This window comes from Nocardia sp. JMUB6875, assembly GCF_041154655.1.
In the GTDB taxonomy this organism is placed as follows: Bacteria; Actinomycetota; Actinomycetes; order Mycobacteriales; family Mycobacteriaceae; genus Nocardia.
Genome location: NZ_BAAFGR010000011.1, coordinates 47,065 through 64,271 on the forward strand (window position 1 = coordinate 47,065; position 17,207 = coordinate 64,271).

At 67.2% G+C, this 17,207-nt stretch carries 19 protein-coding genes; 10 read left to right on the forward strand and 9 right to left on the reverse strand.

All coding sequences use genetic code 11. From position 1 onward, the window contains the following. Positions 1 to 20: 20 nt before the first annotated feature. The 4 genes from ACAM49_RS04780 to ACAM49_RS04795 form a co-directional block, all read right to left on the reverse strand. Positions 21 to 1,229 (reverse strand): low temperature requirement protein A, encoded by a 1,209-nt coding sequence (locus ACAM49_RS04780; protein ID WP_369634217.1) that lies wholly within the window; start codon positions 1,227 to 1,229, stop codon positions 21 to 23. 25 nt (positions 1,230 to 1,254) lie between these two features. Continuing rightward, positions 1,255 to 1,845 (reverse strand): SRPBCC family protein, encoded by a 591-nt coding sequence (locus tag ACAM49_RS04785; RefSeq protein ID WP_369634218.1) that lies wholly within the window; start codon positions 1,843 to 1,845, stop codon positions 1,255 to 1,257. 158 nt (positions 1,846 to 2,003) lie between these two features. After that, the gene (locus tag ACAM49_RS04790) at positions 2,004 to 2,186 is read right to left on the reverse strand and encodes a DUF1918 domain-containing protein (protein WP_369634219.1); all 183 of its coding nucleotides are present in this window, start codon (positions 2,184 to 2,186) and stop codon (positions 2,004 to 2,006) included. Positions 2,187 to 2,218: 32 nt separating this feature from the next. Continuing rightward, a complete protein-coding gene (locus ACAM49_RS04795; RefSeq protein WP_369634220.1) occupies positions 2,219 to 2,797 on the reverse strand; it encodes a TetR/AcrR family transcriptional regulator in 579 nt (192 codons plus the stop codon). A 72-nt stretch (positions 2,798 to 2,869) separates the two neighbouring features. On the opposite strand from ACAM49_RS04795, the gene ACAM49_RS04800 reads away from it, so the two are divergent. Continuing rightward, positions 2,870 to 3,445, forward strand: a complete 576-nt coding sequence (locus ACAM49_RS04800) for a dihydrofolate reductase family protein (protein ID WP_369634221.1) — start codon at positions 2,870 to 2,872, stop codon at positions 3,443 to 3,445. Between the two features lie 40 nt (positions 3,446 to 3,485). Here ACAM49_RS04800 and ACAM49_RS04805 read toward each other — a convergent pair whose 3' ends face one another. Beyond that, on the reverse strand, positions 3,486 to 3,968 hold the full coding sequence (locus tag ACAM49_RS04805; protein WP_369634222.1) for a MarR family winged helix-turn-helix transcriptional regulator: 483 nt from the start codon (positions 3,966 to 3,968) through the stop codon (positions 3,486 to 3,488). A 92-nt stretch (positions 3,969 to 4,060) separates the two neighbouring features. Here ACAM49_RS04805 and ACAM49_RS04810 point away from each other — a divergent pair, with 92 nt between their 5' ends. The 3 genes from ACAM49_RS04810 (at position 4,061) to ACAM49_RS04820 (ending at position 6,874) form a co-directional block, all read left to right on the forward strand. Then, a complete protein-coding gene (locus tag ACAM49_RS04810) occupies positions 4,061 to 4,486 on the forward strand; it encodes an SgcJ/EcaC family oxidoreductase (protein ID WP_369634223.1) in 426 nt (141 codons plus the stop codon). A gap of 87 nt (positions 4,487 to 4,573) precedes the next feature. Beyond that, positions 4,574 to 5,839, forward strand: a complete 1,266-nt coding sequence (locus ACAM49_RS04815; protein WP_040802611.1) for an aspartate kinase — start codon at positions 4,574 to 4,576, stop codon at positions 5,837 to 5,839. 3 nt (positions 5,840 to 5,842) lie between these two features. Next, on the forward strand, positions 5,843 to 6,874 hold the full coding sequence (locus tag ACAM49_RS04820; RefSeq protein ID WP_369634224.1) for an aspartate-semialdehyde dehydrogenase: 1,032 nt from the start codon (positions 5,843 to 5,845) through the stop codon (positions 6,872 to 6,874). A gap of 57 nt (positions 6,875 to 6,931) precedes the next feature. On the opposite strand, the gene ACAM49_RS04825 is transcribed toward ACAM49_RS04820, so the two are convergent. Next, on the reverse strand, positions 6,932 to 7,132 hold the full coding sequence (locus ACAM49_RS04825; protein WP_369634225.1) for a hypothetical protein: 201 nt from the start codon (positions 7,130 to 7,132) through the stop codon (positions 6,932 to 6,934). Between the two features lie 454 nt (positions 7,133 to 7,586). On the opposite strand from ACAM49_RS04825, the gene ACAM49_RS04830 reads away from it, so the two are divergent. After that, entirely contained in the window at positions 7,587 to 8,822 is a 1,236-nt protein-coding gene (locus ACAM49_RS04830; RefSeq protein ID WP_369634226.1) for a helix-turn-helix domain-containing protein, read from the forward strand. Positions 8,823 to 8,850: 28 nt separating this feature from the next. On the opposite strand, the gene ACAM49_RS04835 is transcribed toward ACAM49_RS04830, so the two are convergent. After that, entirely contained in the window at positions 8,851 to 10,203 is a 1,353-nt protein-coding gene (locus tag ACAM49_RS04835) for a serine hydrolase domain-containing protein (RefSeq protein ID WP_369634227.1), read from the reverse strand. A gap of 249 nt (positions 10,204 to 10,452) precedes the next feature. Here ACAM49_RS04835 and ACAM49_RS04840 point away from each other — a divergent pair, with 249 nt between their 5' ends. Next, positions 10,453 to 11,913 (forward strand): catalase, encoded by a 1,461-nt coding sequence (locus ACAM49_RS04840; RefSeq protein ID WP_369634228.1) that lies wholly within the window; start codon positions 10,453 to 10,455, stop codon positions 11,911 to 11,913. A gap of 117 nt (positions 11,914 to 12,030) precedes the next feature. Next, complete coding sequence (locus ACAM49_RS04845; RefSeq protein WP_369634229.1) at positions 12,031 to 12,678, forward strand: MerR family transcriptional regulator; 648 nt, start codon at positions 12,031 to 12,033, stop codon at positions 12,676 to 12,678. Here ACAM49_RS04845 and ACAM49_RS04850 read toward each other — a convergent pair. Next, entirely contained in the window at positions 12,650 to 13,228 is a 579-nt protein-coding gene (locus ACAM49_RS04850; RefSeq protein ID WP_369634230.1) for a TetR/AcrR family transcriptional regulator, read from the reverse strand. The two genes, ACAM49_RS04845 and ACAM49_RS04850, sit on opposite strands and share 29 nt — an antisense overlap. 97 nt (positions 13,229 to 13,325) lie before the next feature. On the opposite strand from ACAM49_RS04850, the gene ACAM49_RS04855 reads away from it, so the two are divergent. Continuing rightward, positions 13,326 to 14,051, forward strand: a complete 726-nt coding sequence (locus ACAM49_RS04855; RefSeq protein ID WP_369634231.1) for an SDR family oxidoreductase — start codon at positions 13,326 to 13,328, stop codon at positions 14,049 to 14,051. Between the two features lie 24 nt (positions 14,052 to 14,075). Here the strand turns inward: ACAM49_RS04855 and ACAM49_RS04860 are convergent, their stop codons facing one another. Continuing rightward, positions 14,076 to 14,819, reverse strand: a complete 744-nt coding sequence (locus ACAM49_RS04860; RefSeq protein WP_369634232.1) for a TetR/AcrR family transcriptional regulator — start codon at positions 14,817 to 14,819, stop codon at positions 14,076 to 14,078. Positions 14,820 to 14,976: 157 nt separating this feature from the next. Here ACAM49_RS04860 and ACAM49_RS04865 point away from each other — a divergent pair, with 157 nt between their 5' ends. Together ACAM49_RS04865 and ACAM49_RS04870 are read left to right on the forward strand one after the other, a co-directional pair. Next, a complete protein-coding gene (locus ACAM49_RS04865) occupies positions 14,977 to 16,515 on the forward strand; it encodes an MFS transporter (protein WP_369634233.1) in 1,539 nt (512 codons plus the stop codon). A gap of 104 nt (positions 16,516 to 16,619) precedes the next feature. Beyond that, the gene (locus tag ACAM49_RS04870; protein WP_369634234.1) at positions 16,620 to 17,204 is read left to right on the forward strand and encodes a TetR/AcrR family transcriptional regulator; all 585 of its coding nucleotides are present in this window, start codon (positions 16,620 to 16,622) and stop codon (positions 17,202 to 17,204) included. Positions 17,205 to 17,207: the final 3 nt, after the last annotated feature.

The following is a 17,207-nucleotide window of genomic DNA, read 5'->3' on the forward strand; positions in this document are numbered from 1 at the left end:
CCGAAGCCGCGTGCGACCCCTCAGTCCAGCCCGTGCCGGATCAGATCGCGCGGCTGGGCATACCGGACGACCTCGAACCCGATCAAGGCCAGCAGGACCGCGCACAGCATGCCCAGCGCGGCCAGGGCGGGCAGCGCCGACGCGAGCGGAATCAACAGCAGCAGCACCACCGCCGCGACCACGCGCGGCACCAGCACCTTCCCGGTCGCGTAGTGCCGGAACCCGACCAGCGCGATCAGGTACGCCACCACGCCGCCGTAGAGCGCGAACAACGGGATCCCGTGCAGCTCATCACTGAGCGAATGCCCTTGCGCCCCACCGACGTAGCTGAGCACCTTCTTCAAACCCAGTGCCATGGCCACGATTCCGGCGATCATCGGGAAGTGCCAGAAGGTGTAGCAGTTGCGCGCGATCTGGATGCGGCGCTCACCTCCGGCCCGGTGCATGGCGTGCTCCACGACCAGCGCCGCCACGTCGAAGTAGGCCCACCACAGCAGGCCCGCCACCGCCAGGCCCAGCATCGAACCCACGGTGATCGACCACGAGATCGGCAGCCCGGCCACGCCGACGCCGATCGACACGATGGATTCGCCCAGCGCGATGATGACGATCAGCCCGTACCGCTCGGCGAAGTGCGAGGCCGAGTAGAGCCGCCATTCGTCGCCCGCGAAGTAGGTCGAGGTCATCTCCCAGGCCAGCGCCGCCAGCCAGAGCACCAGCTGTGTGGTCCCGTGGCTCAGCGCGCCGATCACCAGCAGCACGGTGGCCACGCTGAGTGAGCCTGCGGCCCAGCGGATCACCTGCCGCCGCAGCTGGGCGTCGGTGGCGCTGGCCATCCAGAACACGGTCAGGTGGACCAGGCGCACGGCCAGGTAGGCGATGACGTAGACCAGCGGCCCGTACCAGCCGCCCGGCAGATCGTGGAAGGACTCGGGAATGGTCAGCGCGATCATGAAGGCGCCGCCCATGGCCACGAACATGGCGACCCGGGCGATGCCCTCGTCGGCCTTGACCACATTGCCGAGCCAGGAGTAGCCGATCCACGCCCACCAGAGCATGGCCAGGATCAGCAGGGCGCGCAGCAGATTGACCGCGGTGGTCTCGTGCGCGGCGAAATCGGTGACCATCGTGAAGGCGAAGACGATCACCAGGTCGAAGAACAGTTCCAGCTGGGTCACCGAGGCGTCTTCGGCGACCGGCATCATGCGCGTGCGTGCGGGACCGGGCATGAGGGACATATTGCCCGGAAATTGGTCAGGCCGTACCGAAGCCAGGCTCGAAATTGCGGCCGTATTCCATCCGCTGGCCGTAGCCGGGCTGCACGAAGCCGCCGCCGGACTGCTCGTATTCGGTGGCCGCGGCCGGTTCGGCGTAGGTCGCCTCGTCCGCGTCGCCGAGTCCCTCGACGCCGGTGACCGCCTCGACGAAGGCGACGAAGTTGCTGATCATCGCCTCGCCCTCGCGGCGCGCGCTGCGCTTCATGATCATGCCGGGCGCGGGAATCGGCAGGTAGATCTCGGAGTGGTACCAGACTTCTGTGGCGCCGTCCTCGGTTTCGGCGAGGTCGAACCAGCCCTTGCCGCCGGCTCCGGCGCTGGACTCGGAGACCCGCCACTCGACGCGGTTCTCGGTGCAGGTGTACTCGACGACCTGCCGGTCGGGGCGGCCCATCAGGTTGGCCGACACGTAGACCCGTTTGGGGCGGCCGAACTTGTCGCGGGTGGCGACCCGGACATCCTGGTGGGAGGGCGACCAGTCGGGCATCTGCTCGACCATGAGCAGAGCATCCATCACCTGGTCGGGATCGATGTCGATGACGAACCGGTGATCAGTTTTCGTGCGCATATCTACCCTCCACTCGGGGACCGATTGTGACCAGCGTCGCTTCGAGAGTCAACTGTGTCGACCGCTGCTTCTTACCGACTGGTCGGTCTTGTGCGACCGGTTTTCCCTGGCTGACATGGGAATCCGCGCACCCCGGAGGGAAATCGTAAATAGTTTCGCTAGCCGGGCTTCACCACCGAGTCGGGACCCGGGAACACCAGGCTGGTCCGCCCGTCGGGGAAGCGCACGACGTAGGGCGGTTCCCCCTCCGCGCCACGCACTTCCACGATTTCCGCGGTGTGGTCGGGAAGTCCGACATTGCGTCCATGAATGACCAGATGGTCACCGACACTCGCTCGCATGCCCCTAGATTATTCGCCCGAAGTGATGCTCGTCACAAGGTCGGGATGGCGCGCTCGACCGCGACCCGAATCAGCCGCCCCGCCTCCTCCTCGGTGAAAATTCCTGGCAGCGTGAGCCTTTCGACAATGAGCCAGTTGAGGGCCAGATACAGCAGCAGCACCGAGTCGGCGTCGCCGGGCAGACCGGCCTCCAGGTGATTGCGCACATTGAAGTCGATATCGGCGCGCACCCGCTCGGTGAGCACCGCCTGCAACTCCGGTCGGCGCGCGGCCTCCAGGCGCAATTCCAGCAACGCCAGGTAGCCGGTGCGGAAATCGGTGATCCGCCCGACGGTTTCGCGCATGAGCTCGGCGATGGTCTCGCGGGTGCGCGGGCCGGTGAACAGGTGGTCCATGGTCTCGGCGCTGGGTTGTAGCCGCTCGTAGTAGCGGTGCCCGGCCTGCAGCAGGAGCTCGTCCCGATTGGGGAAGTAGTTCGAGGCCGTACCCGCGGGCACCCCCGCCTCCTTGTCGACCGCGCGGAACGTCAGCCCGCGCGCTCCGTCGCGGGCCAGCACCTCGATGGCTGCGTCGATCAACGCGTTCCGCCGCTCCGGGTTCGTCCGGGCCATTGACACCACTCCATCCGTAGTACTATATTCGTAATCACTACGGACATAGTACTACGAACAAGGCGGTACAACATGCGAAAGCTCGTCTACTACGTCGGCGTCACCCTCGACGGCTTCATCGCTGGTCCGGAGGGGCAGTTCGACTTCTTCGGGATGTCCGACGAGATCCTGGCGTGGATCGCCGAGCGCTACCCGGACACGCTGCCGACCGACCTCCGCGAGCATTTCGGCGTGGCGGTCGACGCCCCGAACGTGGACTTCGACACGCTGGTCATGGGTCGCGGCACCTATGAGCCCGGCCTCGCCATCGGCGTCGACAGCCCCTACAACCATTTGAAGCAGTACGTCTTCTCGAAGACCCTCGAGCCGGTGGACAACCCGCAGGTCGACATCGTCTCGGGCGACCCGGTCGAACTGGTCCGGCGATTGAAGAAGGAAGCGGGCAAGAACATCTGGCTCTGTGGCGGCGCCGACCTCGCCGGGCAGCTGATCGACGAGATCGACCAGCTCGTGCTCAAGTCCTACCCGGTGATCGCGGGCGCGGGGATCCCGGTGTTCTCCGGCAAGTTCAGTCCGGCCCGGTTCACCGTGACCGAACGCCGGGAATTCGCCAGCGGCGAACAGGTCACCTGGCTCGACCGGGCCTGATCGGCTGATCCCACTTCGAAAGCGGCTGAGTCCTTCGGGCTCAGTCGCTTTCGCGTAGCAGCGTGGTGACCCGCAGCGAGGTCTCGTGCAGCCGGTTGAAGATCTCGAGCAGCAGTTCCAGCTGCTCATCGCTGTAATCACCGGCGATCTTGCCGAATTCGCGGGCCAGCACCTCGTAGTGCGGCGCGATCTCGTCGATGCGTTCGGGGATCGCGGTCACGATCACCCGCCGCCGATCCTTCGAATCGTGTTCGCGCCGAACGAAACCGCCCTTCAGCAGCCGGTCGATCATCCGGGTGATGGCCCCGGTGGTCAGGCCGGTGCGCTGGGCGAGTTCCCCGGCGGTGGCCGGTCCGCCGATCCGCAGCATATTGAGGCAGCGCAGGTCGGTGACGTGCAGGCCGAGCCGGTCGGCCATGGCGCCGTGCAGCATGACGGCATCGGTGGCGCTGCGCTGGGCGGCGAAGGTGAGCGCGGCCCCCAGCTCCTCGTGGGTCGGGGTTTTCCCTGATTTCTCGGTCATCGGTTGACAGCTTAGTCTTACTCGGACAATATCTTACTCATTCAACTACTTACTCAATCAGTTGATGATCTGAGCAGATACCTGGAGGGGTCATGACCACGCAGCAACTCACCGACGAAACCGCCATCCGCGACCTGCTGGCCAGCGCCGACCGGGCCTGGGAGGCCGGGGACGCCGCGGCGTTCGCGGCCGTCTTCGCCCCGGACGCGGACTACACGACCTGGTTCGGCCAGCGCCTGAAGGGGCGCGAGGCCATCGAGGCCTCGCACGTACCGCTGTTCGCGAAGTACCTGAAGGGCACCCGCACCATCGGCGAGATCACCTCGGTGCGCTTCGTAGCGCCGGACGTGGCGCTCGTGCACGGGATGGGCGCGGTGGTGAAGGGGAACAAGAAGCGCACTCGCTTCAACACCAAGATGGTGCAGTACGTGGTCGTCCGCACCGGGGGTGAGTGGTCGATCGCCGCCTTCCAGAACACCAAGTACCACTGGCTGTTCAACGCCTTGTTCGCCAAGTAAGAGGAGGTGGGCGGAAATCCGCAGGACCTCGGCCGGTACTCTTGTGGGTCGGTAGCAGCAGTTTGTCGATCTTGGAGGATTTCCGCCGTGGCTCTAGTCGTCCAGAAGTACGGAGGATCCTCGGTCGCCACCGCCGAGCGCATCCGTAGGGTCGCCGAGCGGATCATCGAGACCAAGAAGCAGGGCCACGATGTGGTCGTCGTGTGCTCGGCCATGGGCGATACCACCGACGAACTCCTGGATCTGGCCCAGCAGGTCGCACCGGCCGCCCCGGCCCGCGAGATGGACATGCTCCTCACCTCCGGTGAGCGCATCTCCAACGCCTTGGTGGCCATGGCCATTCACTCGCTGGGCGCCGAGGCCCGCTCGTTCACCGGTTCGCAGGCCGGTGTCATCACGACCGGCACGCACGGCAACGCCAAGATCATCGATGTGGCCCCCGGCCGGGTGCAGCAGGCGCTCGGCGAGGGCACCATCGTGCTGGTCGCCGGCTTCCAGGGCGTGAGCCAGGACAGCAAGGACGTGACCACGCTGGGTCGCGGTGGTTCCGACACCACCGCCGTCGCGCTGGCCGCCGCGCTCAATGCCGATGTCTGCGAGATCTACACCGATGTGGACGGCGTCTTCTCCGCCGACCCGCGCATCGTCTCCGACGCCCAGAAGTTGGACACCGTCTCCTACGAGGAAATGCTGGAGATGGCCGCCTGCGGCTCGAAAGTTCTCATGCTGCGTTGCGTCGAGTACGCGCGCCGCTACAACGTGCCCGTCCACGTGCGGTCCTCGTACACCGACAAGACGGGCACCATGATTACCGGATCGATGGAGGACATCCCCTTGGAGCAAGCAATCCTCACGGGCGTCGCGCACGACCGCAGCGAGGCCAAGGTGACCGTGGTCGGCATTCCGGACGAGCCGGGCTACGCCGCCAAGGTGTTCCGCGCGGTCGCCGATGCCGAGATCAATATCGACATGGTGCTGCAGAACATCTCGAAGGTGGAGACCGGCAAGACCGACATCACCTTCACCCTGCCCAAGCTGGAGGGCCCGCGCGCCGTCGAGCTGCTCACCAAGCGGCAGGGCGATATCGGCTTCTCCCAGGTCGTGTACGACGACCACATCGGCAAGGTGTCGCTGGTCGGCGCGGGCATGAAGTCGCATCCGGGCGTGACCGCCACCTTCTGCGAGTCGCTCGCCGAGGCCGGCATCAACATCGACCTCATCTCGACCTCCGAGATCCGGATCTCGGTGCTGGTCAAGGACACCGACCTGGACGAGGCCGTGAAGGTGCTGCACTCGGCGTTCGATCTGGGCGGCGACGAGGTCGCCGTGGTGCACGGCGGAACGGGGCGATAGGTCATGGGTGTGCGTGTAGGCGTCGTCGGCGCGACCGGTCAGGTCGGCGCGGTCATGCGAAAGCTGCTGGAGGAGCGCGACTTCCCGGCCGATGAGGTGCGGTTCTTCGCCTCCTCGCGCTCGGCGGGCAAGACGCTGCCGTTCCGCGGCAAGGACATCGTGGTCGAGGACACCGAGACCGCCGACCCGAGCGGACTGGACATCGCGCTGTTCTCGGCCGGCGCCACCATGTCCCGGGTGCAGGCCCCGCGCTTCGCCGCGGCCGGTGTCACCGTCATCGACAACTCCTCGGCCTGGCGCAAGGATCCCGAGGTGCCGCTGGTCGTCTCCGAGGTGAACCCGGAAGCGACCCGCAACCTGGTCAAGGGCATCATCGCCAACCCGAACTGCACCACCATGGCGGCCATGCCGGTGTTGAAGGTGCTGCACGACGAGGCGGGCCTGCAGCGCCTGATCGTGTCCAGCTACCAGGCGGTTTCCGGTTCGGGTCTGGCCGGTGTCGAGGAACTCGCGAGCCAGGTGCGCGCGGTCATCGGCGATGCCGAGAAGCTGGTGCACGACGGTTCGGCCGTGGACTTCCCGGCCCCGAACAAGTACGTGGCGCCCATCGCCTTCGACGTGATCCCGCTCGCCGGTTCGCTGGTGGACGACGGCAGCGGCGAGACCGACGAGGACCAGAAGCTGCGCAACGAGTCCCGCAAGATCCTGGGTCTGCCGGACCTGCTGGTCAGCGGCACCTGCGTGCGCGTCCCGGTCTTCACCGGCCACTCGCTGTCGATCAATGCCGAGTTCGCCCGGCCGCTTTCGGTCGAGCGCGCCGAGGAACTGCTGGCGAAGGCTCCCGGTGTGAAACTCACCGACGTGCCAACCCCCCTTGCCGCCGCGGGCATCGACGAATCGCTCGTCGGCCGCATCCGCCAGGATCCGGGCGTGCCGGACGGTCGCGGGCTGGCGCTGTTCATCTCCGGTGACAATCTCCGGAAGGGCGCCGCGCTCAACACCATTCAGATCGCGGAAGTTCTTTTGAACAACTGATCAGATCTATCCGAAACGGACCGTGCACATCAATGTGCGCGGTCCGTTTTTGAATCATCAATCCGTCCACAGTTCCGCGCACGGCAAGGGCGGTAGTCGGTCGGTCGGCGAGCCGTCAATCGTCACTTCAATGCGGTGGGGCCGCAAATGCGCTGCGAGGCGTTCGGCAATTGCGCGGTCCGCCCGATAATCCAAGATCATTCCTCCGGGAAACCGCAGGCGGACACGGACTTCGTCGGTATCGGGCACGGCGGTCATCTGGGCTGTGCTCGATGTGCTGCTGGTTGACCTTTCGTCGAGCGCGAGTTCCGGATACCCTCGCGTTCGAGGCGCGCGGTGATGGATTGCACCGTCGCCCCGTCGGCAGTGGAGGAATACTTGGTGGCCGCAAGGGCGCACGCCGCGAACCACATTGCCGCGCCGCCGATTCCGGCACCGAGTAGGAAGAAGAGAAGTTCGCCGGGCATGACCACCCCTTGTCGTCCGTTTGGTTCGACGGGTCCTCTTCAAACGTTAAACACAGAAAAATTGCGGTGCAATAAGAAAAATCCATGTTCCATACTGTGCGCCGTAAGCTCGCCCGGTCTGGAATCCTTGTCGGCAGATCCCGTCTGGACGGAAAGGGCGGAAGGAGAAGGGCATGGTAGACATCGGCGAAACAAGCGGGCGGTGACGGCCGGGAAAGCCGATCAGGCAGAAGGAGTTTGACCCGGTGGCCGAAAGTACCCTTGGGGCACGGGTAGCGGAGTTGCGCCGGCGGCGGGGACTATCGCAGAAGGAACTGGGAGCGGCCATAAGGCGCTCGGAAAGCTGGGTGTCGCAGGTCGAGCGAGATGTACTGCCTGTTGAGCGACTGTCCGTTCTGCAAAGACTGGCGGACGTGCTCGGCGTGGCGGTACGCGACCTCAGACCCGAGGCGGCCGAACCCATGGCCGCCGACCGCGGCGACGGGCATCGGCCCGGCTCGGCGGTTTTCGAGCAACTGCGGTTGCTGCTCACCGGACATCCGGCGCTGGAACAGCTATTCGGGGACGAATCCGATCGCGAGTCGGAAGCGAAACTCACGGAGCTGCGCCAGCGGGTGGACCTGGCCTGGCAACTGGCTCACGAGTCACGCCTGGTCGAGGTGGGCAGCAGTCTGCTGGAACTGATCCCGGATCTCGAGCATGCCGCGCGGTCGTGCACCACGCAGCGACCCGAAGTGCTGACCCTGCTCTCGCGCGCCTATCAGGTGGCCGCGACGGCGTTCACCCGTCAGGAAGAAGTCGACGCGGCCTGGGTCGCGGCCGACCGCGCGTTGTCCGCGGCCGAGGAATCCGGTGACGCGCTCAGCGTGGTGGCCGGGACCTATCGCATGGCGCAGGCCTTCCTGCGCCTGCAACGCCTGGAACAGGCCGAGCAGGCGGCGCGGGTGTCGGTGGCGGCGCTCGCCGCGCAGGCGGCATCCGAGCAACCCAAACCGGAAGTGTTGTCGCTCTACGGATCTCTGCAGCTCATGCTGGCGGTGATCGCGGCGACGGACGGAAATCGCACGGCCGCCCGCAGCGGGCTGGCGGCGGCGCGGACCGCCGCCGACCGGCTGGGCGAGGGCCGCAACGATTTCGACACCGAGTTCGGTCCGACCGGCGTCGCCGTGCACGCGGTGGCGGTGGCCGTCGAATTGGGTGATGCCGGTGAGGCGCTCGATACCGCGCGCACCGTGGACGCGTCGATCCTCTCGCCGGAGCGGCAGGCCCGCTTCCTGGTCGACGTGGCTCGCGCGCACGCGCAGCGGCGGCAGGCGAGCGAGGCATTGGAGGCGTTGCTCAATGCCGAGCGACTAACCCCCGAACTGGTGCACACCGATCATCGCGCCCGCGAGGTGGTGCGTGATCTGCTGCAGTTCGCCGGTCGCCGACCGGCCGACGAACTACGGGAGCTGGCGAGCCGGGCGGCGGTCACGCCCTAAACACTCGAGCTCGGGTGCGACGGCACGGTCAGCGAATTCCCGGTGTGCGCGGATCGGGCCCGACGCATGCCACCAGCAGGCAGCCCGGCGGCGCGTCGCTGAACGGCGCGTGCAACGGAACGTTCAAGCAGGAGAGCAGGTTACAACCCGGATAGGCATCCGCGCCGACACCGAAGACGGCCAGGGTGATGTCCGGATCGAAATACCCGCCGACATCGACCGACAGCGGGGTCTCCAGGTAGGGGCCCGGGTCCGGGATCGCATCCCCGGTGAACGCCGCCAGCAGGCGGCGGAAGAATTCGTGCGGCGGCTCGGTCCAGTTCTGCAGCAGGCCGGTCGGGCCCTGCGTGGTGTGGACGCCGAAGACGCCGGTCCACACCACCATCAAATCCAGGCTCGGCACCACGAACACGTGCTGCAGGCCGAATCCGGACATGGAATAGCTGTCGGCGGGCAGGAATTCGGGATTCTCCGCGCAGCCGGGACCGGTCCAGAACAGATAGCCGTAGCAGGAGTTGGTGTCCGACGGGGTGAGCGCGCGTTTCAGGTAGGCGCCGGAAACGATGGTGCGCCCGTGCCATCGGCCGTTTTCGGCGACCAGCATGCCGATGCGCGCCAGATCGTCGGGCGGGATGAAAAGATGCGCGTATCCGTAGGTGTGCCCGGATCGGTCGCGGGCCCAGTAGTAGTCGGTGCGCGGAATTCCGAGGGGATCGAACAGTTCCCGCTGCGCGAATTGCTGGAGCGGTTCTCCGACAGCCAATTCCACGACATAGGACAGCAGATCCACATTGCGCTGGCTGTATTGGAAGGCGGTGCCCGGCGGATCGTCGAACGGCACCCCCAGGGCCTGCACCGCGCTGAACGGATCGATGGGGACGATGCCGGTGATCCCCTCGGTCACCGCGCCCACCCGCAGGCCCGAGGTCTCCTGGAGCAGATTCTCCACGGTGATCGTGCGATGTTCGGGATCGCCGATGCCCGGCGGGAGATAGCGGTCGAGGTTGGCGAAGATATCGAGTTTGCCGCGATCCCAGGCGATTCCGGCCAGCAGCGAGACGATGCTCTTGGTGACGCTCCAGACATTCCACGGCACGCCACCGGTTTCGGCATTCCAGGGTCCCTCGCCGATCAGGCAATTGTGCCGGAAGACCTGGATGTTCAAGCGATTTCGCGAGGCCGCGAATTCCAGTGCGGCAGCCAGCAAGCCGGAGTCCACACCGGTCTGTTCGGGCACGGCGCGCTGGAAATCCCGCCCGGCGGGTTCGGCGCAACGCGCCGGTGACGGCGCCGCTGCCGCGACGCCGCCACCGATGATCACGCTGCTCGCTGTCAGGGCCACCGCGATCGCGGCGGCCCACCCCCTGCGCCTGCGCACCATGGCGCCCAGGCTAACGCGGGCATCCCGGCGAACCGGGGAAGTTGACGCTGACGCCCAACAAGCGCCTCTCGGCGAGTGGTCGCTCGTAGCGACGAAGGGTGCGGCCCGGGGCTGTTCCGACGCCAGCAGGTCTGATCAACCACCCGTCTCGCGGATCTATTCCGGGCGTGGACTGTATACATCTTTGTTTACCCGGGACCCTGCGCCGTTTTCTTGACTAGTTCCAGAAAACTCGGCAGGCTCGGACCCATGACCAAGGCGACCACCACCAATTCCGGCGCCCCCGTGCCCAGCGACAACGAGTCGCTCACCGCGGGTACCCAGGGCCCGATCCTGCTCCACGACCACTACCTGATCGAGAAGCTGGCCCAGTTCAACCGGGAGCGGGTGCCGGAGCGCGTGGTGCACGCCAAGGGCGCGGGCGCCTTCGGCGAACTGGTGGTCACCGGTGATGTGAGCCGCTACACCAAGGCCGCGGTGTTCCAGCCGGGCACCCGCACCGAGTCGCTGGTCCGCTTCTCCACCGTCGCCGGTGAGCAGGGCAGCCCCGACACCTGGCGCGATCCCCGCGGTTTCGCGGTGAAGTTCTACACCACCGAGGGCAACCTCGACATCGTCGGCAACAACACCCCGGTGTTCTTCATCAAGGACCCGATCAAGTTCCCCGACTTCATCCACTCGCAGAAGCGCCTGCCGGGCAGCGGTCTTCGCGACGCGAACATGCAGTGGGACTTCTGGACCCTGCGTCCGGAGACCGCCCACCAGGTCACCTGGCTGATGGGCGACCGCGGCATCCCGGCCACCCTGCGCCACATGGACGGCTTCGGTTCGCACACCTACCAGTGGATCAACGCCGCGGGCGAGCGCTTCTGGGTGAAGTACCACTTCAAGACCGATCAGGGCATCAAGAACCTGACCCAGGCCGAGGCCGACGAGATCGCCGGTAAGGACGCCGACTACCACCGTCGCGACCTGTACGAGGCCATCGAGCGCGGCGACTTCCCGAGCTGGACCCTGAAGGTTCAGATCATGCCGGTCGCCGAGGCGGAGAACTACCGCTTCAACCCGTTCGACCTGACCAAGGTCTGGTCGCAGCAGGACTACCCGCTCATCGAGGTCGGCCGCTGGACCCTGAACCGCAACCCCGCGAACTACTTCGTGGACATCGAGCAGGCCGCCTTCGAACCCTCGAACACCGTTCCCGGCGTTGCCTTCTCGCCCGACAAGATGCTGTTGGGCCGCGTTTTCGCCTACGCCGACGCGCACCGCTACCGGATCGGCGCCAACTACGCGCAGCTGCCGCCGAACCGGCCCAAGGCCGCGCAGGTGAACTCCTACTCGCAGGACGGCGCGATGCGGTTCTCGCACAACGCCTCCAGCGTCCCGGTGTACGCGCCCAACTCCTTCGGCGGCCCGCACGCCGATGCCGAGCGTGCCATCGACGACGGCGCGTGGGCGTTCGACCCGACCATGGTCCGGGCCGGTTACGTCACCCACCGCGAGGACAACGACTTCGCGCAGGCCGGCACCCTGGTCCGCGAGGTCATGGACGACGCCCAGCGGGATCGCCTGGTGGACAACGTGGTCGGCCACATCCTCGGTGGCGTCCGCGAGCCGATCCTGAGCCGCGTGTTCGACTACTGGAAGAGCATCGACGCCGATCTCGGCAAGCGCATCGAGGTGGGCGTCCGCGAGCAGCTGGGCCAGTAAGAGCCTCTAGCGGAAATCCGAAGGCCCGCACCGCATCAGCGGTGCGGGCCTTCGCCGTGTCCGAGGTCGATAGCGCAGCTATCTATGATGAGGGGTCCGCCGCGACGAGGAGGTCCGATGCGAATCGGGGAGCTGAGCAAGGCCAGTGGTGTCACCACCCCGACGATCAAGTACTACCTGCGCGAAGGCCTGCTGCCCAAAGGCGAAGCGACCGGCCACAACCAGGCCCAGTACGGCGATAACCACCTCCGCCGCCTCCGCCTGATCCGCGCGCTCGTCGAAGTCGGCGGCCTGTCCATCGCCGCGGCCCGCGAGGTGATCGCGGCCCTGGACGATCCGAACCTCGGCACCCACAAGATCCTCGGCGTGGCACAGAAGACCGGCGCCCGCAGCATCGCCTTCTGTGACGAGGAGTCGCGGACCGCCGGACTCGCGGAGGTGCGGGCGATGGTGGACCGCCTGGGCTGGCGCGTCGGACGGGACAATCCGGCGGTGCTGGCCGCCGCCGAAGTGGTCGGTGCGCTACGGCAATTGGGCCACCACGACATCGTGGACCGCCTCGACGACTACGCCCGCGCCCTGGAGCCGGTCGCCGAAATGGATCTGGCCGCGGTGGCCGCACAGGGCGACGACATCGACGGCATGGCCGAGACCGTCGTGGTCGGAAACGTGCTCGGCGATGAGCTGATCAGCGCGCTGCGGCATCTCGCGCAGACCGAGCGCTCCGCCGAATTCTTCAACTTCCAGCCAGGATCGAATCCGTGAGCCGCGCGGCCACGGCGTCGTCGAGCGGTCCGTGCCCGAGGATGAAGCGGTACCAGAACACGCCGTAGAACTCGTCGATCATGAGCTCGAGATCGGCGTCGGCGGCCAGCTCGCCACGCTCACGCCCGCGTTCCAGCACGGCCCGCACCGCCGCCCGCCGTTGCCCGGTGAAGGTCCGTAGCAATTCGGCCAGATGCGGATCGTGCGCGGCCTCGCATACCAGGCTGCGTAGCGCGGGCGCGGTCGAATCACTCTGCGCACCACGAAAAGTGGCCGCGATGATGGTGTGCAGACCCTCCCGCAGCGACCCGCTGTCCGGCGTCGGCACCTGCAGCGCCGCCCGCTCCGTGAGCGCGTCGAGCAGCAACGCGCCCTTGGACGGCCACCACCGATACACCGTCTGCTTGCCGACCCCGGCCGCCCGCGCGATGGCGTCGATGGTGACCGGCGTGCCTTCGGATTCCCCGAGCAGCCGCAGCGCCGCGTCCAGGATCGCCTGGTGGGCGGCCTCATTACGCCGCCGCCCGGTGTGAGCTCGCTCGTGATGCACATCACTCCTTTGTCGAGACTAAAAGTCTCGTCTACGGCGTTGTCGAGACTGTCAGTTCCGTAAGAATAAACGGACAGGGACAGAGAGGGTTTCAGCAATGACCACCACACAGCGCGTCGTAGTCATGGGTGGCAGCTCCGGCATCGGCGAGGCCACCGCGACCGCCTTCGCGGCCGACGGGGCCGAGGTCGTCATCACCGGCCGCGATCGCGACAAGATCGACGCGGCCATCGCCCGCATCGGGGGCAAAACCACCGGCTACGCACTCGATGCCACCGACCAAGCCGACATCGACGCGTTCTTCGCCCAGGCCGGAACCATCGACCACCTGGTCATCTCGGTCAGCGGCTCGGCCGGCAGCGGCCCCTTCGCCGACCTCGACCTGGACCAGCTGGCCGCCGGCTTCGACGGCAAGTTCTGGCCGCAGGTCCGCATCCTGAAAGCCGCACTGCCGCACCTGGATCCGAGCGGCTCGGTCACCCTGGTGACTGCGGGCTCGTCCCGCTCCGCCTTCCCCGGCACCGCGGGCCTGGCCGCCATCAACGGCGCGCTGGACGCCATGGTCCCGCCGCTGGCGGTGGAACTCGCCCCGCTGCGCGTCAATGCCGTCTCCCCGGGCGTCATCGACACCCCTTGGTGGGACCGGGTTCCCGAGGCGCAGCGCCGGTCGCTCTTCGACGGCCTGGTCGCCACCACCCCGGTCGGCCGGGTCGGCCGCCCGGAGGACATCGCCCGCGCCATCCACATGCTGGCCACCAATGGCTTCATCACCGGCGTGGTGCTCGACGCCAATGGCGGCACCAGCCTGGCGACCGGCCGCTGACCGGGCGGGTGAATCGGCCGCGCGCTATTTCCCGGCCGCGCGGCTGCGCCGCAACTCCATGCCGTCCAGGATGAGCCCGAGTTCGGAGTTGAAGAAGTCGTCCCTGGACTGTGTGGGATCGAGCTGCTTGTAGACGTCGTAGCGCCTGGCGACGTGCGGGTAGCCGCGGACCGCCTCCAGGGACATCTCCATCATCTTGCCGAACCACTCCTGTTCGCTCATCCCGCTGCGGGCGAGGCTGATGAGCATGGCCGTCTCGGTGCCGGTCGATCCGATGACGAAGGCCCAGAAGGCATTCGAGGCGCGGTCCGCGGTCGCGTCGTCGAAGCCCGCCGCCTCGAGGATGGCGAGCATGGTGTCGGACAGGTGCATGAGATTCGGGCCGAGGTAGGCGAGTCCGGCCCCCGTCATGGCGATGCTCATCCAGGGATGGCGCAGGATGGTGTCGCGCACGTCCCGGCCCAGGGCGAGCAGGTCGTCGTACCAGTTCTCCGCGTCGATGGTGTCGGGCACGCGGACCTCGCCGAAGGCCGCGTCGATCACCAGCTCGAGGATCTCGTCCTTGTTGGTGACATGGGTGTAGAGCGAGGTGGCCCCGGCATTGAGCCGGGTGCCGAGCTTGCGCATGCTGAGCGCGTCGTAGCCCTCGGTATCGAGCAGGGCCAGCGCCTCGGCCACGATCTGTTCCCGGCTCAGTGCGGGCTGTTCCCGCCGCTGTCGATCCGGGCGGGTCCACACCGACGAGAACCCCTGTGTCTTGGCCGCCATGGCACGTCCTCCTTCGTCTGCGGAACAGCATAACCCCAGCTAGAACGCCGTTCGTTCATCCGTACACCGTTCCCTCTTGCGAACAGTGTACGGAAGACCGTACAGTGTTCGACAACACCGCACAGTGTGCGGAACAGCTTCTCGAAGGGGAACCGAAATGACTGCCGAAAATGTGACCGAGGCGCTGACATCGCCCGTGTCCCAGCGCAATCCGAAGCGCTGGCTGATCCTGGTCGTGCTCTGCCTGGCCTCGCTGGTGCTGGTGATCGACAACATGGTCCTCACCGTCGCGCTGCCGGAGATCGCGATCGACCTGCACGCCGGCCCGCAGGCGCTGCAGTGGGTGATCGACTGCTACATCCTCGTTTTCGCGGGCCTGCTGCTCACCACCGGCAGTCTCTCCGACCGCTTCGGCCGCAGGCTGGTGATGGTGCTGGGCCTGGTGCTCTTCGGCGCGGCGTCTCTGCTGGCCGCGTACGCCACCAGCGCGGGGATGCTGATCACGGGCCGCGTGATCATGGGCATCGGCGGCGCGCTCATCATGCCGAGCACGCTGTCCATCCTGATCACCGTGTTCGACGAGCAGGAGCGGCCGAAGGCCATCGCGGCCTGGAGCAGCGTGGCCATGCTCGGCCTGGTCGGCGGACCGGTGCTGGGCGGTGTGATGCTCGAACACCTGTGGTGGGGTTCGGTTTTCCTGCTGAACGTCCCGATCGCGGGTCTCGCCATCCTGGCCGCGCTGGCGCTCATGCCGGAGTCCAAGGGCCCGGCCCGCCCGACCGATCTTCCGGGCATGGCACTGTCCATCGTGGGCACCGTGGCCCTGGTGTGGAGCATTATCGAATTCCCGACCAAGGGCCTTGCCGGAACCTGGGTTTCGCTGATCGCCGCCGCGGTCTTCCTGGCGGCCTTCGTGATTCGTGAGCTGAAGGCCGAGCACCCGATGGTCCCGCTGCCCCTGTTCCGCAACCGGGTCTTCACCGGATCCAGCTTCTCGCTGGTGCTGGTGACCTTCGCCAATGCCGGTCTGCTCCTGCTGCTCACCCAGTACCTGCAGTTCGTGCTCGGCTACTCGGCCATGAAGACCGCGCTGGCCTTCACCCCGCTGGCGTTCGCGGCGCTGGCCGCCCAGGGCGTCGGCGCGGGGCTGGTGCAGAAGTTCGGCGTCCGCCCGATCACCCTGCTCGGCATGCTGGTGCTGGCCGCCGGTTCGGGCGCCCTGGCCGCCCTGGGCACCGACTCCGGGTTCTGGGCCGCGGCCCTGGCCATGGCGCTGGTGGGCGCCGGTGCGGGTCTGGCCATGCCCGCCGCCATCGGCGCGCTGATGGGCGCCATCCCGCCGGAGCAGGCCGGTGTCGGCTCGGCCCTGAACGACACCATCCAGCAGACCGGTGGCGCCCTGGGCGTGGCCGTCCTGGGTGCGGTGCTGGCCGGAACCTACACCGACGGAATGCCTTCCGACGCTCCGGCCGCGGCTCGCGACTCCATCGCGGGAGCCGTCGCGAGCGGTAACGAGGCCCTGGTGACCGCGGCCCGCGAGGCCTTCAGCCACGGCATGTCGACCACCTTCCTGGCCAGCGGCGCGGCGGTCCTGGTCGCCACGGTCATCGCCTTCTTCCTCATGAAGGGCGCGAAGGCGGCGGCCCCGGAGATGCCGGGCGCGGAGACCGAGGAGGAACTGGTCGAGGCCAAGTAACGCAACCGAATACGAATCCGCCCCGGCGACATTGCCGGGGCGGATTTCGTCGGTCCGCGCTTACCCTGTTTCAGATATTCACTGCGATCCGACGAGAGGGACCCGTGACCGCAGCAGGAACCACCCGCGACCCGCAACTCGACTCCCAGGTGCTGAGGGCGGCCCAGGAACTCCTGGTCCGCGACGGCTATCAGGCGACCACCATCGCCGCGGTGGCCCGGCGCGCCGGTGTGGTCACCACCTCGGTCTACCGCCGCTGGCCCGGCAAACGCGCCCTGGTCGAGGAGGCCGTCTTCATTCTCGATACCGAGAACCATCCGGTGCCCACGGGTGATCTGCGTGCCGACCTGCTGGCCTGGACGCGCCTGTTCCTGGATGCGGCCGCGCACCCCGCGGCGCGCTCGGCCATTCCCGGCCTGCTCTCGGAATATCACGACGATCGGGAGAGCTACCGCCGCCTGCTCGACGCCGGTGAGCGGCCCACCATCGCGGCGCTGCGCGAGCTGCTCAGGGACGCCGCCGAATCCGGCCGGGCGGCCCTCGATTGCGATGCCGAGGCGATCTTCGAATTCCTGCGCGGCGCGACCCTGATGCGGGCGCTGACGCACGGTACGGAGGATGCCGACCACTTCAGCCGCCGGATCGCCGACGCCCTCTACGCGGTCGCGCAAACTCCCACGTCAGAGTAGGCC

Coding starts and splice junctions, on each gene's coding strand:
- ACAM49_RS04790 (WP_369634219.1), bottom strand. CDS start 2,186: ATGCGAGCGAGTGTCGGTGACCATCTGGTCATTCATGGACGCAATGTC.
- ACAM49_RS04795 (WP_369634220.1), bottom strand. CDS start 2,797: ATGGCCCGGACGAACCCGGAGCGGCGGAACGCGTTGATCGACGCAGCC.
- ACAM49_RS04840 (WP_369634228.1), top strand. CDS start 10,453: ATGACCAAGGCGACCACCACCAATTCCGGCGCCCCCGTGCCCAGCGAC.
- ACAM49_RS04780 (WP_369634217.1), bottom strand. CDS start 1,229: ATGCCCGGTCCCGCACGCACGCGCATGATGCCGGTCGCCGAAGACGCC.
- ACAM49_RS04860 (WP_369634232.1), bottom strand. CDS start 14,819: ATGGCGGCCAAGACACAGGGGTTCTCGTCGGTGTGGACCCGCCCGGAT.
- ACAM49_RS04785 (WP_369634218.1), bottom strand. CDS start 1,845: ATGCGCACGAAAACTGATCACCGGTTCGTCATCGACATCGATCCCGAC.
- ACAM49_RS04865 (WP_369634233.1), top strand. CDS start 14,977: ATGACTGCCGAAAATGTGACCGAGGCGCTGACATCGCCCGTGTCCCAG.
- ACAM49_RS04810 (WP_369634223.1), top strand. CDS start 4,061: ATGACCACGCAGCAACTCACCGACGAAACCGCCATCCGCGACCTGCTG.
- ACAM49_RS04820 (WP_369634224.1), top strand. CDS start 5,843: ATGGGTGTGCGTGTAGGCGTCGTCGGCGCGACCGGTCAGGTCGGCGCG.
- ACAM49_RS04800 (WP_369634221.1), top strand. CDS start 2,870: ATGCGAAAGCTCGTCTACTACGTCGGCGTCACCCTCGACGGCTTCATC.
- ACAM49_RS04845 (WP_369634229.1), top strand. CDS start 12,031: ATGCGAATCGGGGAGCTGAGCAAGGCCAGTGGTGTCACCACCCCGACG.
- ACAM49_RS04805 (WP_369634222.1), bottom strand. CDS start 3,968: ATGACCGAGAAATCAGGGAAAACCCCGACCCACGAGGAGCTGGGGGCC.
- ACAM49_RS04825 (WP_369634225.1), bottom strand. CDS start 7,132: ATGACCGCCGTGCCCGATACCGACGAAGTCCGTGTCCGCCTGCGGTTT.
- ACAM49_RS04855 (WP_369634231.1), top strand. CDS start 13,326: ATGACCACCACACAGCGCGTCGTAGTCATGGGTGGCAGCTCCGGCATC.
- ACAM49_RS04835 (WP_369634227.1), bottom strand. CDS start 10,203: ATGGTGCGCAGGCGCAGGGGGTGGGCCGCCGCGATCGCGGTGGCCCTG.